This is a genomic window from Bradyrhizobium sp. CCGUVB14, from assembly GCF_024199935.1.
In the GTDB taxonomy this organism is placed as follows: Bacteria; Pseudomonadota; Alphaproteobacteria; order Rhizobiales; family Xanthobacteraceae; genus Bradyrhizobium.
The window spans coordinates 3998790-4013414 of the sequence record NZ_JANADS010000001.1 but is presented as its reverse complement, the minus strand read 5'-3'; the positions used below and the strand labels follow the sequence as shown (position 1 = coordinate 4013414).

The 14625-nt window shown below is 67.1% G+C and carries 13 protein-coding genes and 1 riboswitch; of the genes, 5 read left to right on the top strand and 8 right to left on the bottom strand.

What is annotated here, in order from left to right; genetic code table 11:
• Position 1: 1 nt before the first annotated feature.
• From NLM32_RS18460 to NLM32_RS18440, 5 genes are read right to left on the bottom strand one after another with little or no spacing between them, the layout of a single operon-like run.
• A complete protein-coding gene (locus NLM32_RS18460; RefSeq protein ID WP_254130340.1) occupies positions 2-631 on the bottom strand; it encodes a precorrin-8X methylmutase in 630 nt (209 codons plus the stop codon).
• Positions 631-1791 carry a precorrin-3B synthase gene (gene cobG, locus NLM32_RS18455; protein ID WP_254130339.1) on the bottom strand — a complete coding sequence of 387 codons (1161 nt, stop codon included), beginning with the start codon at positions 1789-1791 and terminating at the stop codon, positions 631-633. The genes NLM32_RS18460 and cobG overlap by 1 nt, the downstream gene beginning before the upstream one ends.
• Complete coding sequence (gene cobN / locus NLM32_RS18450) at positions 1788-5036, bottom strand: cobaltochelatase subunit CobN (protein ID WP_254130338.1); 3249 nt, start codon at positions 5034-5036, stop codon at positions 1788-1790. Before cobN ends, cobG begins: the two co-directional genes overlap by 4 nt.
• A complete protein-coding gene (gene cobW, locus NLM32_RS18445) occupies positions 5036-6070 on the bottom strand; it encodes a cobalamin biosynthesis protein CobW (protein WP_254130337.1) in 1035 nt (344 codons plus the stop codon). The genes cobN and cobW overlap by 1 nt, the downstream gene beginning before the upstream one ends.
• Entirely contained in the window at positions 6067-6441 is a 375-nt protein-coding gene (locus NLM32_RS18440) for a DUF1636 domain-containing protein (RefSeq protein WP_254130336.1), read from the bottom strand. The genes cobW and NLM32_RS18440 overlap by 4 nt, the downstream gene beginning before the upstream one ends.
• A gap of 95 nt (positions 6442-6536) precedes the next feature.
• Positions 6537-6757, bottom strand: a riboswitch (cobalamin riboswitch).
• A 40-nt stretch (positions 6758-6797) separates the two neighbouring features.
• Between NLM32_RS18440 and cobO the strand changes: the two genes are divergently transcribed.
• Complete coding sequence (gene cobO, locus NLM32_RS18435) at positions 6798-7433, top strand: cob(I)yrinic acid a,c-diamide adenosyltransferase (protein ID WP_254130335.1); 636 nt, start codon at positions 6798-6800, stop codon at positions 7431-7433.
• 23 nt (positions 7434-7456) lie between these two features.
• Positions 7457-8905 (top strand): cobyric acid synthase, encoded by a 1449-nt coding sequence (locus NLM32_RS18430; RefSeq protein ID WP_254130334.1) that lies wholly within the window; start codon positions 7457-7459, stop codon positions 8903-8905.
• On the opposite strand, the gene cobD is transcribed toward NLM32_RS18430, so the two are convergent.
• Positions 8894-9859 (bottom strand): threonine-phosphate decarboxylase CobD, encoded by a 966-nt coding sequence (gene cobD, locus NLM32_RS18425; protein WP_254130333.1) that lies wholly within the window; start codon positions 9857-9859, stop codon positions 8894-8896. The genes NLM32_RS18430 and cobD overlap by 12 nt on opposite strands.
• An 11-nt stretch (positions 9860-9870) precedes the next feature.
• Positions 9871-10824, bottom strand: a complete 954-nt coding sequence (gene cbiB, locus NLM32_RS18420) for an adenosylcobinamide-phosphate synthase CbiB (protein WP_254130332.1) — start codon at positions 10822-10824, stop codon at positions 9871-9873.
• 121 nt (positions 10825-10945) lie between these two features.
• On the opposite strand from cbiB, the gene cobU reads away from it, so the two are divergent.
• The 3 genes from cobU to bluB are packed head-to-tail and all read left to right on the top strand — an operon-like array spanning position 10946 to position 12867.
• Positions 10946-11449 carry a bifunctional adenosylcobinamide kinase/adenosylcobinamide-phosphate guanylyltransferase gene (gene cobU / locus NLM32_RS18415; protein ID WP_254130331.1) on the top strand — a complete coding sequence of 168 codons (504 nt, stop codon included), beginning with the start codon at positions 10946-10948 and terminating at the stop codon, positions 11447-11449.
• The gene (cobS, locus tag NLM32_RS18410; RefSeq protein WP_254130330.1) at positions 11446-12231 is read left to right on the top strand and encodes an adenosylcobinamide-GDP ribazoletransferase; all 786 of its coding nucleotides are present in this window, start codon (positions 11446-11448) and stop codon (positions 12229-12231) included. The genes cobU and cobS overlap by 4 nt, the downstream gene beginning before the upstream one ends.
• 3 nt (positions 12232-12234) lie before the next feature.
• Positions 12235-12867 carry a 5,6-dimethylbenzimidazole synthase gene (bluB, locus tag NLM32_RS18405; RefSeq protein ID WP_254130329.1) on the top strand — a complete coding sequence of 211 codons (633 nt, stop codon included), beginning with the start codon at positions 12235-12237 and terminating at the stop codon, positions 12865-12867.
• 57 nt (positions 12868-12924) lie between these two features.
• Here the strand turns inward: bluB and NLM32_RS18400 are convergent, their stop codons facing one another.
• Positions 12925-14619 (bottom strand): ShlB/FhaC/HecB family hemolysin secretion/activation protein, encoded by a 1695-nt coding sequence (locus tag NLM32_RS18400; protein WP_254130328.1) that lies wholly within the window; start codon positions 14617-14619, stop codon positions 12925-12927.
• Positions 14620-14625: the final 6 nt, after the last annotated feature.

Genomic DNA, 14625 nt, shown 5'->3' with positions numbered 1-14625 from the left:
TCTATTCGCTCCGGCTTGCGAGCGCGTTCACCGCGGCGACCGTAATCGCGGAGCCGCCGAGGCGGCCTTCGACCGTCAGTGCCGGGACCGGCGGATCGGCCATCAGCGCGGCCTTGGATTCGGCCGCACCGACGAAACCGACGGGGCATCCGATGATCGCCGCGGGCCGCGGACAGTCGCGGTCCTCCAGCATGTTGAGCAGATGAAACAGCGCCGTCGGCGCATTGCCGATCGCGACGATCGCGCCGTGGAGATGCGGCCGCCACAGCTCCAGCGCCGCGGCCGAGCGCGTGTTGCGCATGGACTGCGCGAGCGCGGGAACGGTCTCGTCACCAAGCGTGCAGATGACGGCGTTGGCCGCGGGCAACCGCGCGCGCGTAATTCCCTCCGAGACCATGCGCGCATCGCACAGGATCGGCGCGCCCTTCTGCAACGCCGCGCGCGCGGCGGTGGCCATCCCCGGCGTAAAGCGGATGTGCGTCTCCAGGCCGACCATGCCGGCGGCATGGATCATCCGCACCACGACCTGTTCCTCATCAGGCGCGAAGCGCGCCAGATCGGCTTCGGCCCTGATGGTCGCGAAGGATTGGCGGTAGATCGCCGCGCCGTCGGTCTCATATGTGTGCGGCATCAGTGCCCTCCCATCAGGATGGAGGGATCGCGAACGATGTCGTCACGGTCGAGCCCGCGCAGGATCGGCTCATCGCGCGTCGACCCGCCGCGCACGAGATCGAATCCTGCGCCCGTCGCAATCAGTGTGATCGCGGCTGCGCCGGAATGGGCGCAGCCCTTGGCGCAGCCCGAGACGTGAAGTCGCGAGGCTGCGCCGATGTTCGGCGCCAGCGCCGCGGCAAGCGCGCGGGTGTCGGCATGCGCCTCGCGGCAACGCGGCGCGCCGCTGCAGGCGATGACGCGCAGCGCCGGGTCGTAGGCTTCGGTGATCAGGCCGGACGTGGTTGGCATCGTCCGCTTGCCCTCGCTGAGAACCATCCGCCACGGCGTCATCCGCAGCGCATGCCCGCAGCCGGAGAGCTGATTGAGCGTCGTATGCGGCATCTGCCCGAAGGCAACGCCGACCATGGCACCCTGCGGATAAAGGCCGGGACGCACTGCGGCCATGATGGGCGCAGGCTCCGCTTCGCCGCGCAGCGCTTCGGGCAATCTCGCGCCGGCCGCAAGATGCGTTGCCATCCGCCCTCGCCCATCCCTGACGCCGGACGCGGCGAACCAGCGTGAAACAGCAAGTGCGGTCGCCACAGCCTCGCCACGTGCAACGCTGCGGCCGAACCTGGCGCCGTCCGGGCGCACAAGGAGGCGGCCAGCAGCATCACGCTCGATCCGCACGTCAGCGGAATTGCCGGCGAGCACGCGCGACTTGCCGTCATCGATGGCGAAGCCGAATTTGGTCGGCAGTTCGAGCATCGAGTCTGCCAACGCTTCTTCGAGCTCGGCCGCAAGCGCCTGGGTCTCGTCGCCGTCGCGCCAGAACGGCGTGACCAGGATGTTGCGCCGGGACTCAGTGTCGGCGTCAGGGTCCAGCAGTGTCAGTTGCGCCAGACCATCAAGCAGCAGCCGGTGGCTGCTCTCGCTGACGCCCCTGATCTGGAGATTGGCGCGGCTGGTCACGTCGATCAGACCATTGCCGTGGCGCTCGGCAAGATGCGCAAGCCCGGCGGCCTGTGCCGCATCGATCCGGCCGCCGAACGGGCGCACGCGGACCACGAGCCCGTCGCCCGATTGCATCGGCCGCAGCGCGCCGGGACACCAGCCCTTCACCGAAGCCGCGCTCATGACGCCTCCTTCAGCGCAGCCGCAATCGAGTTGCGGCGCGTTCGCCAGAGCGAGGCCTCATGCAGGCGCGTAAAGCAGGTCTCCATCGCGGCCAGCGCCGCCGGATTCTCGCGCGCCATGAAAGCGCGGATTTCGGCATCGCCGAGCGTGGCGTCATAGTAGAGATCGAACAGATGCGGCGGCACCGCGCCGGCGAGATGGGCGAAGGCGGCCATGTGCTCCAGCGTCGCGGTGATTTCGGCGGCGCCGCGAAAGCCGTGGCACATCATGCCGGCGATCCAGGCCGGGTTGGCGGCGCGCGCACGGACCACGCGCGAAATCTCCTCCGTCAGCGTCCGCGCGTGCGGCTGCTCGGGGCGGGTCGTATCGAGATGATAGAGCGAAGGTCCGGCAGCACCGAGATGGGCAGCGGCAGCTGCGATGCCTGCTTCATGCGCGGCATAGTCGGCGGCGAGCAGCAGATCGGTTTCCGGCAGATCCTGCACGTGAACGAACGCATCGGCGGATGCGAGCCGCTGCTCGATGCCGGCGCGATCGGGCTTGATCTCCCCATCGGCGGAGAACGCCCAGGACGATGCCGACAGCCAGGCCTCGCCGGCCGCATCGCGCGTCTCGGGCGTGAACGCATCGGGGATCGCCGAGAGGCCGACGCCGTATTGCCCGGGCCGCGGCGCGAACACGCGGGAGGCGCGGTGGCGATAGGGATTTTCCTCGCCCTCCTCCTCGCGCGAGGCCAGCGCTTCAGTGGCGGCTCCGAACAATTGCGCAAGGCCTGCGAAGACATCGCGGAACAGGCCCGACACGCGCAGCGTGACGTCGACGCGGGGACGGCCGAGTTCGGCCGGCGTGATGATGTCGTAGCCGGTGACGCGGCCGGAGGCGTGATCCCAGCGCGGTGCAAGACCGGCGAGATGCAGCGCCATTGCGAATTCTTCGCCGGCGGTCCGCATGGTCGCGGAGCCCCAGAGATCGACCACGAGGCCCTTCGGCCAATCGCCGTGATCCTGCAGATGGCGGCGCAACAGCTCTTCGGCGAGTTTTATCCCCTGTGCATGCGCCGACGGCGTCGGCACGGCGCGCGGATCGACGGCAAAGAGATTGCGCCCCGTCGGCAGAACATCGCCGCGTCCGCGATAGGGCGAGCCAGATGGGCCCGGCGCAACGCGCTGCCCCCCAAGCGCGGCAAGCATTGCGTCCCGCTCGGCGTCGCCGCAGTCGCCGCGACCGAACACATGCAGGCCGTCGCCGAACTGGCTTTCCTTGAGATCGCAAACGAAGCGGTCGATCCGCGGGATCGCTTCGGCCGGAGCCGCCGAGGCATCAAGCCCGAGATCGTCTTCGAGGCCGGCTACGCGCGCCTCCTCGCGGATCGCGGCGATCAGGCGCTGGCGACGGGCGGGATCGAGACCATCGGCGGTCGAATACTCGTCGAGCAGGCGTTCCAGCCGACGCAGGCCTTCCGGCACCGCGGATTGCGCGAGCGGCGGCGGCAGATGGCCGATGGTGACGGCGCCGATGCGCCGCTTGGCCTGCGCGGCCTCACCGGGATCGTTGACGATGAAGGGATAGATGACGGGCAGATCGCCGATCAGCGCTTCCGGCCAGCAGCTTGCGGACAGCGCCACGGATTTTCCCGGCAGCCATTCCAGCGTGCCGTGCGCCCCCATGTGCACGACGGCATCACACCCCTGCCCGCGGAGCCAGAGATAGAACGCGACATAGGCATGACGCGGCGTGCGGGCGAGATCGTGGTAGTCGGAATCGCGTGTCGTCGCATCGCCGCGCTCGGGTTGGACCGCGATGATCGAATGGCCGCAGGCAATCGCGGCGAAGTGGAATGCGCCATCGCGGCAGCTCGGATCGCTCTCCGGCGCGCCCCAGGCTTTCGCAAGATCGTCCTGCAGGACCTGAGGAAGACGCGCGAGCGCCGCGCGGTACGCGGCGACGCTCCAGGTCAGATGCTGGTTCAGCAACGTCTCGCCCAGCGCACGGACCGGCGCGACATCGAAGCCGGCCTCAGCGAGATCGCCCACCATCGCCTCGACCGAGGCAAGCGCGTCGAGACCGACCGCATGCGCGATCTGGTGCGGACGTCCGGGATAGTTCGAGAGCACAATGGCCAGCCGCTTCTCGGCGGCCGGTGTCTCCGCAAGTCGCCGCCAGGCCGCAACGCGGGCGGCGATGGCATTCACACGCTCCTCGTCCGGCTGATGGGCCAGATGCGAAAATTGCAGATCCGGATCGTGCGCCGCGGCCGACTTGAAGCTCACCACGCCCGCGAACAGCCGGCCGTCGACCTCGGGCAGCACCACATGCATCGCGAGGTCACCGGGCGACAGGCCGCGCAGCGACTCCACCCAATCCTCACGGCGCGCCGATGAGAGCGCGACTTGGAACACCGGACATGACGCGACATCGAACGGCGTCGTGCCGTCGTCGCCCATCGCCGAGAACGCCGTCGCATTGACGATCGCAGCCGGAGGATTCTTGGCGAGATGGTCCCGCAACCACTCCGCGACGCCCGCAGCCTTCAGCGAGGTCACGAACACGCCGTGCGCGTCAAAGCCCTTCTCGCGCAGAACAGCGATCAGTGCATCGACCGGGCCGGTGTCCGCGGCGGTGAGATAGGAGCGATAGAACGTCACCAGCGCGCGCGGCTTTCCATCGCCCGTCAACGGCGCGGCGATCACGCGACGTGCGGGATCGTAAAAGCCCATCTCGGGCACGTTCATTTCGCCGACGACGGGGCCGGCATAGAGGCCCGAGGCCAGCGCGAGCTGCGCGATCGCGGCTTGCGCAGCAACGGGACCACCGGTGTCGCAGAGCACTTTCAGCCGGCGCAGCGTCGAGACCGGCAAGGTGGAGTACGCATCGAGCCGCGTATCGTCGCGACCATCGGCCGGCAGCACGGCGAGCACGATGTTGCGATCTCTTGCCAGCTGCTGGAGCGCCGCGAGGCCATAGGGCCAATAGGACTCACCGCCGATCAGCCGCACCAGAATGCCGCGCGCCTGCGACAGCGTGCGCTCGACATAGGTATCGACCGAGAGTGGATGACGGAGCTCCGCGAGGTTCGCCAGCCGCAGCGACGGCAGGCTGTCGCGGCCGCGCCGCCAGCCGGCCGCAAACGCCGCGAGATCGGAATCCGAGTACGAGAGCACCACGAGATCGGCCGGGTCCTGGCCGATGTCCCTTGGCGTCGCGGTCTCTTCCAGACCGCGGCTCTCGCGGAAGACGACGTGCATCAGACTCCCAATCCCGCCTTGATCGCGGCCTCATCGATATCGCCGTGCTCGCCGATCACGACGAGCTTCGATTGCCTGCCGCCCGCGCCCCAGGGCTTGTCGAACTGGTGACGCACGCGCTCGCCGACCGCCTGCAGCAGCAGGCGCATCGGCTTGCCCGCCACTGCGATGTAGCCCTTGGCACGCAGCACGTTCTGTTCACGGGCCAGCTTCTGGACGGATGCGACCAGCGCATCGACATCGGTCACTTCAGGCAGATCAATCACGACCGAAGCAAAATCGTCGTGCTCGTGCTCTTCCTCGCCGTCATGATGCGAGGGGCGCGCGGCGAGATCGTTCTCGGCGGCGGCGCCGAGACCAAGGATGACGCGCGCGTCGATCGCGCCGTCGGTGATGGGCAGCATCGGCACGCGGCGCGGCATCTCGGCGGTAATCAACGCCTTGGCAGCCTCGATGCCGGCGCTGCCGGCCAGATCGGCCTTGGTCAGCAGCACGATATCGGCACAGGCGATCTGGTCTTCGAACACTTCCGACAGCGGCGTCTCGTGATCGAGATTTTCGTCGGCCGCGCGCTGTGCTTCGACAGCAACCGGATCCGGCGCGAAGCGACCGGCGGCGACAGCCTCGGCATCGGCCAGTGCGATCACGCCGTCGACCGTGATCCGCGAGCGGATCTCCGGCCAGTCGAACGCCTTCAGCAGCGGCTTCGGCAGAGCCAGCCCCGAGGTCTCGATCAGGATGTGATCGGGCCTCACGGGCCGCGCCAGCAGCTTCTCCATGGTCGGAATGAAGTCGTCGGCGACGGTGCAGCAGATGCAGCCATTGGCGAGCTCGACGATGTTCTCCTCAGGGCAGTTGGCATCGGCGCAGGACTTCAGGATCTCGCCGTCGACGCCCTCGCTTCCGAACTCGTTGACGAGCACCGCGAGCTTCTTGCCGTTGGGATTGCTGAGCAGATGCTGGATCAGCGTGGTCTTGCCGGAGCCGAGAAAACCGGTGACGACCGTCACAGGGACTTTTGCGAGCGAATTCATTCGGCGGCCTCCGGCAACACGGCAATGGGGGGAATGCGGGCAAGCGACTGCTTGCGAAAGATTTCCGGCCGACTGCGCCAGGGCACGAGGCCGTCGGGCGCGGCGGCATAGGCGGCAGCGCCCGCGACCACGTCCTGCGCGTTGGCATCCGACAGCCGGCCATAGACATAGGACCAGCGGCCGGGCGCGCTCAGCGCGACCGAGCAGCCCTGGCTGCATGCAGACAGGCATTCGACGGGAACCACATTGACGCCGTCGGGCACGCCGGCCTCGAGGATCGCACCATGCAGGCGCTTGCCGGGCGTAACCTCGCCCTCGCCAAGCGTCTGGCCGGCGCGGCAGGTGATGCAGACATGCAGTGTGACGGTCATCGCCTCTTCCAGAAGTAACAGCGGGAGGCGAAGAGGCTCACGAACCTTCTCTGCGAAGGCCCGTTTCCCCGTCGCGGAACACCCCGTCCGCCGGTCCAAAAATCGTCCGCGCTGGCAGGTCTCCCGGCTTGCGGAGCAGGGTTTCCCCTTCGATCCCCGCCTTCCCGATCCGCAAGTAGGATCAGTGGCTTTGGGCATCTCTCCGGTCACGGTCGCGGGGGCGGCTGCAGTTTGGACCCAAATCTTGCCGATTCGGACCCTATCGCATTCCCTCTTCGCCTGTCATAGGACAGGAACCAACGCCGGGTCACCATTTGCCCCCGGCCGCCTCTTGTCAAGCCGAAGGACCCTGTCAGATGAAGCCTGAACCGGACACCCAGACGGCCGAGGAAACCGACGCCAAGCACGCCGCGAAAATGGCGAGAATCAAGGTCGCCCGCGACAAGATCATGGCGACCAAGAGCGGCGAAAAGGGCCTCGTCATCGTCCACACCGGCGCCGGCAAGGGCAAGTCCTCCTCCGCCTTCGGCATGATCGTGCGTTGCGTCGCCCATGGCTTTCCCTGCGCGGTCGTGCAGTTCATCAAGGGCGCCTGGGACACTGGCGAGCGGCGCCTGCTGACCGGGCATTTCGGCGAGCTCTGCCAGTTCCACGCCATGGGCGAAGGCTTCACCTGGGAGACGCAGGACCGCGCCCGCGACATCGCGGCGGCGCGCGCCGGCTGGGACAAGGCCAAGGAGCTGATCCTCGATGCCAATCTGCGCATGGTCGTGCTCGACGAGATCAACATCGCGCTGCGCTATGACTATCTCGACATCGCGGAGGTCGTCGACTTCCTGAAGACCTCGAAGCCGCCGATGACGCATGTCGTGCTCACCGGGCGTAACGCCAAGGACGAGCTGATCGAGATCGCCGATCTCGTCACCGAGATGACGCTGGTGAAACATCCGTTCCGCTCCGGCATCAAGGCGCAGGCCGGCGTCGAGTTCTGACGACGCCAAGCTCTGAAAAAACCATGGCACGCGCATTGATGATCCAGGGGGCAGGCTCGGACGTGGGCAAATCGCTCATCGTCGCCGGCCTCGCGCGCACCTTCACGCGACGCGGCCTGCGCGTGCTCCCGTTCAAGCCGCAGAACATGTCGAACAATGCCGCCGTCACCGTCGATGGCGGCGAAATCGGCCGTGCGCAGGCGCTGCAGGCGCTCGCCGCAGGCGTCGAGCCGCACACCGACATGAACCCGGTGCTGCTGAAACCCGAGACCGATGTCGGCGCCCAGGTCATCGTGCATGGCAAGCGCATCGCGACCGCGCGTGCGCGCGAATATGCCGCGATGAAGCCGTCACTCATAGGCGCGGTCCTGGAGAGTTTCGAGCGCCTGAAGGCGCGCGCCGATCTGGTGCTGGTCGAAGGCGCCGGCAGTCCGGCTGAAGTGAATCTGCGCAAATCCGACATCGCCAATATGGGCTTTGCCCGCAAGGCGGATGTCCCCGTCGTGCTGGTCGGCGACATCGATCGCGGCGGCGTCATCGCGCAACTCGTCGGCATCAGGACGGTGGTCGACCCCGATGATGCCGCGATGATCCAGGGGTTTGTCATCAACAAGTTCCGTGGCGATCCCACGCTGTTCGACGATGGCTACAAGCTGATCGCGCAGAAGACCGCATGGCGCGGCTTCGGCGTGCTGCCCTGGTTTGGGCGCGCCGGCGAGCTGCCGGCCGAGGATGCGCTCGGCCTGAGCGACGCGCGCAAGCCCGGACAATGCAAGATCGCCTGCCTCGCGCTGTCGCGGATCGCCAATTTCGACGACCTCGATCCGCTGAAGCTCGAGCCCGGCGTCGATCTCGTGATGGTGCGTCCGGGCGAAGCGATTCCCGGCGACGTCAGGCTCGTCATCATCCCCGGCTCAAAGTCCACCCGCGGCGATCTTGCCTTCCTGCGCGCACAGGGATGGGACATCGATCTGCTCGCGCATCACCGCAGGGGCGGCCACGTGCTCGGCCTCTGCGGCGGCTACCAGATGCTCGGACGCAGCGTCGCCGATCCTGATGGCATTGAAGGGCCCGCGGGCGACACGCCGGGCCTTGGCCTTCTGGATGTCCAGACGGTGATGAGCCCGCAGAAGACGCTGACGCGTGTGGCGGCCGTGCATGCGGCGACGGATCAGCCGATCCAGGCCTACGAAATCCACATCGGTCGCACCGACGGGACCGATCGCGCACGGCCATTCGCCAAACTGAACGGCGAGCCGGAAGGCGCGATCTCGCGCGATGGGCGCGCGCAAGGCAGCTATCTGCACGGCCTGTTCACATCGGATGAGTTTCGCAGGGCGTACCTCGCGCAGCTCGACATTCCCGCGGGCAACGAGCCGTATCACGCCAGGGTCGAGAGCGCGCTCGATGCGCTGGCCGATCACATCGAGCAACATCTCGACGTCGAAGGCCTGCTCGCGCTAGCGCGCTAGGACCTCGGCAAGGCGCGACCATTCGGCCTCGGCGCCCGGAAGACCCAGGCGCAACCATGAGGGGTTTTGCGCAAAGACGCGGGACCAGATCTGGCCGTACGCCAGCTTTTCCTGCGCGGCAAGCGCGTCCGGCGTTTCGTAGAGACGAAACAGCGGCGCGCCGCCGAGCAGCCGCCAGCCATGAGGCTGCACCATGGCGTCGAGACGAACACAGTCACGCGCAAGCCGCGCCGACGTCGCCTTGGCCCAGACATCGTCACGCAAAGCACGGCGGCCGATCGCGATCGCCGCACCCGACACCGGCCATGGACCTGACGCCGCCGCTAGCTTGCCGATGTCGGCCGAGTCGCCGATCACGAACCCAAGCCGCAGGCCGGCAAGACCATAGAACTTTCCGAACGAGCGCAGGATCAGCAGCCCCGGCCGTCCCGCTTCTGAGGCCAGCGAGAGCTCGGGAACCGCGTCAGCAAAACTCTCGTCGATGACGAGGTGACCGACAAGCGGCAACAGCGCGAGCAAATCGTCCGGGGCATAACGGCGGCCGTCCGGGTTGTTGGGATTGACGACGATGGCAAGGTTCGCCCCCGCCAGCGCGTCGAGCGCCCTCACCTCCTCGACCTCCCATCCCGCGGCCGAGAGAACGGGAGCATATTCGTTGTAGGTCGGTGCGAGAATGCGCGCCCGGCCGCGCGGTGCAAGCTGCGGCAACAATTGAATGGTGGCTTGCGCGCCGCCCATCGCAACGATCGGTTCGCTCGTCCGATAGGCGTGCCGGGCCGCCTGGTGCAGGGCCTCGATCTCGGATCGCGATGGCAAAGCCTGCCAGGAATGCGCGTCGATCTCCCCCACGGGATAAGGCAGCCGGTTGATCCCGGTCGACAGATCGATCCAGTCCTCCGCGCGTCCGCCAAAACGCTGCTGGGCCAGATCGAGATTTCCACCGTGCTCGCGCATGCCCTGTTCTTTCACGCGAAGGCCAGGATCGCAAGGACGCCAGCGAGCAGCAGCATGGCGCGACGGTAGACGGTCAAGCCCTCGACGATGTCGGCCGCAAGCGGATCGCGCGCGCCTTCATTGAGCCAGGGCTCCTCAGTCGCGCTGCCGTGATAGATGCGGGGGCCACTCAGCCGCACGCCGAGCCCGCCTGCCATCGCGGCTTCCGGCCAGCCGGCATTGGGCGAGCGATGACGGCGCGCATCGCGCGTCATGCATGACAGCGCGTCGGAGCGCTGCTGTGCGAGCAACACGAACAAAAATCCGGTCAGGCGAGCCGGAATGAAATTCGCGACATCGTCGATGCGCGCTGCCGCCCAGCCAAAGGCCTCGTGGCGTTCGCTGCGATGGCCGATCATGGAGTCCAGTGTGTTGATCGCCTTGTAGCCGAGGATGCCCGGCAGGCCGAACAGCGCGCCCCAGAACACCGGCGCGACGATGCCGTCGGAGGCATTTTCGGCGAGGCTCTCGATCGCCGCGCGCGCAATCCCAGCCTCATCGAGCGCGGCGGGATCACGGCCGACGATGCGCGAGACCGCTTCGCGCGCAGCGGCGATGTTACCGCCCAGCAGAGGATTTGCGACCGCCGCCACGTGATCATGCAGCGAGCGCAAGGCGACTAGCGGCCAGGCCAGAATGCCGACCAGCACGATTCCGATCCAGCCCCAAGGAAGCAGGAACCGAAGCAAGGACTGGAGCAGCCAGCCAAGAGCAACCGCGAGCGCAATCACCAGAAGCGCGCCGGCAACGCCGGCGGCGCGGCGGAGCGCCGGCGGGTCAGACTCGCGATTCCAGCCTGCGTCGATGGCGGCGATCAGCCGGCCCAGCCAGGTGACGGGATGGCCGATCCGCGCGAACAACGGCGCTGGCCAACCCGTGAGGGCATCCACCGCCATCGCCACCACCATCGCGCCCGCAAAGCCCACGCCTGCCTCCTGTCCCGCCCCTGTTGCGCAAAGCGAGGGGCCAACGCAAGCCCCTACCCGCCTGATTTCGGCTTTGTCTTTGGCCGCGATTGGTGATTAGTCAGGCTCGCAGGAGACTTTCATGGCCGTCATCTTGATCACGGGCGGAGCGCGATCGGGCAAGAGCAAGCGTGCGGAAACGCGCACGCGCGCCTTTCCGGGGCGGCCCGTCTATGTCGCGACGGCCGAGGCGCTCGACGCGGAAATGGACGCGCGCATCGCCAGGCACCGCGCGCGCCGCGGAACCGACTGGATCGAGCGCGAGGTGCCGCTCGATCTTGTGGACGCGCTGACTGCTACCGACGGCGGCGGCGCGCGGCTTGTCGACTGTCTGACGCTGTGGCTCTCCAACCTGATGCATGCGGAGCGCGACTGGGAACGCGAGGTCACCGCGCTCGCCGCCGCGCTGCCCCGCCTCACGAGCCCGGTCGTCTTCGTCACCAATGAAGTTGGACTCGGCATCGTGCCCGACAACGCATTGGCGCGCAGCTTTCGCGACGCCGCCGGACTCATGAACCAGACCCTTGCGGCGGCGGCCGACGAAGTCGAGTTCGTCGTCGCCGGCCTGCCGATGAAACTGAAATGACGCCGCGCGCCGACATTCCAAAAGACATCGTTGCCGACCTCAGGATCGCGGCATCCTTTGTCACGATCCTGCCGGTGGCCTCGTCAGAGCCGGCCGGCGATAGCGCCATCGCGCGCGCGACCTGGGCGCTGCCGGTCGCGGGATTGCTGGTGGGCCTTGCAGGCGCTGTGGTCTACGCGCTCGCGAGCAAATTGGGACTGGCGTCAGGTATGGCCGCCCTGCTCGCCCTCGCCGCAACGACTCTCGTCACCGGCGCGCTGCACGAGGATGGCCTTGCAGATACCGCCGACGGCCTCGGCGGCGGACGGACGCGCGAACGCAAGCTCGAGATCATGCGCGACAGCCGGATCGGCAGTTATGGCGTCTGCGCGCTGATCCTGTCGTTCGGCCTGCGCTGGAGTGCGTTGGCCGCGATCGGCAATCCATGGGCGGTGATACTGGCGCTCGTCTCAGCGCATGCGGCGGCTCGCGCGGGCTTGCCGGCCTTCATGTCGCTGGTCGCCCCGGCACGTCCCGACGGGCTCTCCGCGCGCGCCGGATCGCCACCGGGCCGCAGCGTGGCCATCGCCTTCGCAGTTGGAACGCTCGCCCTCGCCCTTGCGCTCGGATCCGCCAAGGCGCTGGTCGGCCTGGTCCTGCTGTCGCTTGCCGGGCTGATCCTGGCGCGGCTCGCGATCCGCCAGATCGGCGGGCAGACCGGCGACATCCTCGGCGCGTTCGAGCAGGTCGGCGAGATCCTGATCCTGCTGGTCGCTGCAGCCTTCCTTCACGCGGGAGGATGATTGATGGTCGAGTTCGACGACGCCTTCCGCCGGCAATTGCACGAACTGTTCGTATGGCGCCGCGACGTGCGTCGCTTTCGCCCCGATGCGCTGCCCGACGGCGCCATGGAGCAGCTGATCGAGACCGCCTGTCTGTCGCCATCGGTCGGCCTGAGCCAGCCGTGGCGCTTCGTCACCGTCGATGATGCCGCACGGCGCCGCGCCGTGATCGACGATTTCAAGGCATGCAACGCCGACGCGCTGAATTGCTACTCCGGCGAACGCGCGGCGCGCTATGCCGCGCTCAAACTCTCTGGGCTCGAACAGGCACCAGGCCATCTCGCCGTGTTCGCCGACAAGGCCAGCGACATCGGCCATGGCCTCGGACGCGCGACCATGCCGGAGACCACCGAATATTCAGTCGTCGCGGCGATCACCGCCATGTGGCTCGCCGCACGTGCGGAAGGCATCGGGCTCGGCTGGGTCTCCATTCTCAGTCCGGAGCGCATCCACGGCGTGCTCGACGTGCCTGTCTCCTGGAAGTTCATCGCCTATCTCTGCATCGGCTATCCCGAGACGGAGTGCGATCAGCCCGAGCTCGAGCGGGCGAAGTGGGAACACCGGAGAGGCGCGGACGAATTCACGCTGCGGCGTTGATCCAAGCTCGTCATGCCCGGGCTTGTCCCGGCCATGACGGAGAGAGAAAGCCAATAGCTACGACTTGCTCTTGCCTGCAACGGCAGCCACAGGCGTGGTGCTCGGCTGCTTCTCGAACATCAGCAGCGGGCGGACGATGACGCGGCCATAGGCCTCGTAGTGGTGCTGGGTCGAAACGGCATTCTTCAGCGGCGTCGCGTAATTGGCTTCGAACGTCATGAACTGCGCATAGGTCCAGGAGAAGCCCACGCCGACCGAGGTCATCTCCGTGACGCCGGGGAATGTCGAGTACACCGCACCCCAGTCGGTGAAGATGTAGGTGTCGAATCCCCTCAGCCATTGCGACCAGTTGTAGTGCAGCTCGGCGTTGAAATAATAGCCGCTGTCGCCGGACGCCGCGTTGGTCGGATAGCCGCGCACGGTGGTGGGGCCGCCGATCGTGAAGATCTGGTCGCCGGGCAGCAGCTTTTCCTGCGTATATTGCCAGCTCGCCAGCACGTTGGCGCTGAAATTGGCGGGGCCCGCGGCGCTGTTCGCGATCAGCGTGCCGGTATAGGTGTTGAACGTGCGGTTGTTGCCGAGCACGTGGTCTTGCCATTCGATGTAGTTCACCGCGGGCGAGACCGTGATCGAATAGGTGTTGCCGGAATTGGTCACGGAGACGCCGGCCGTGGCCTTGTCGTAATGGTCGTCGGTCACCGCGACGGTCGAGAACCGGCTCACCGTCTTGCCCTCGGTCTCGGCGGCGTTGAGCAGCACCAGCCAGTTTTGCGTCACCCACACCGGCTGGCTGAAATTGACCGCGGCCTGGCTCGACCGCCCGGTGACGTCGAGCGCAGTGAACGGCCCGTCGATAATCTTGATCTTGCCCTCGGTGTAGCTGACGCCGGCGCGACCGCCCCAGGGGTTGACCGGGATGCTGTAGGCGACGTTGCCGTTGAGGTTGCCGTCGGAGCGGACGCCGTAAAAGGTCAGACGGTCGTCGACGCCGAACAGGCCGTGGCGCTTGTAGAAGGTGCCGCCTTCCCAGCGGCCCGTATTCTCCGAGCCCTGGTTGTCGACAAAGAGCTGCCAGGTATCGACCGGCGGCTCGATCACCGCAAACTGCAGGTCGGTCAGGCCGAAGCTCGAGCCGGGCTGGAGCAGCGCCTTGATCTGCACGTCGTTGGTCCGATTGAACCAGGTCACGTCGCGATTGAGCTTGGGGACGTCGAGGACCTCGCCTTCCGGCTCCTTGACGCGCTGAAGGATGTAGTCGGTGCGGGTCTGCTTGTTGCCCTCGATCGTCGTCTTCTGGAGCCGGCCCTCAGTCAGCTTGATCTTGACAACCCCGTCCTTGGGATCCTGATCAGGCAGGGTCGCGATGCCGGTCACGATGCCGCGCTCGGTGTAGATCGCATTGATATCGGCGACGATCTGCAGCAGCGCCGCGATGTCGACGTTCTTGCCGACATATTTCTTCGCGATCTCGTCGAGCTCGGCCGGCGTGATGAATTTGGATGGGTCGAATTCGAGCTTGCGCAGGCGGAATTTCGGACCGCCCGGCTTCATCAGCGGCGATTTCTCACGTGCGCCGCCGATCACGGCCGGGCCGTTCAGCTTGGGCGGCTCGCTCTGTTGTTCGAACTGGCGGCGTTGGCGGTCGACGTCGTTCTGGATCGCGCCGGGATTGATCGAGGGCACCTGCGCGCGCGCGGCCACGATGCTCGACGCTGCAAGTCCCACCCCCAGTGCTGCCCCCAGAACCCGCATCTCGAC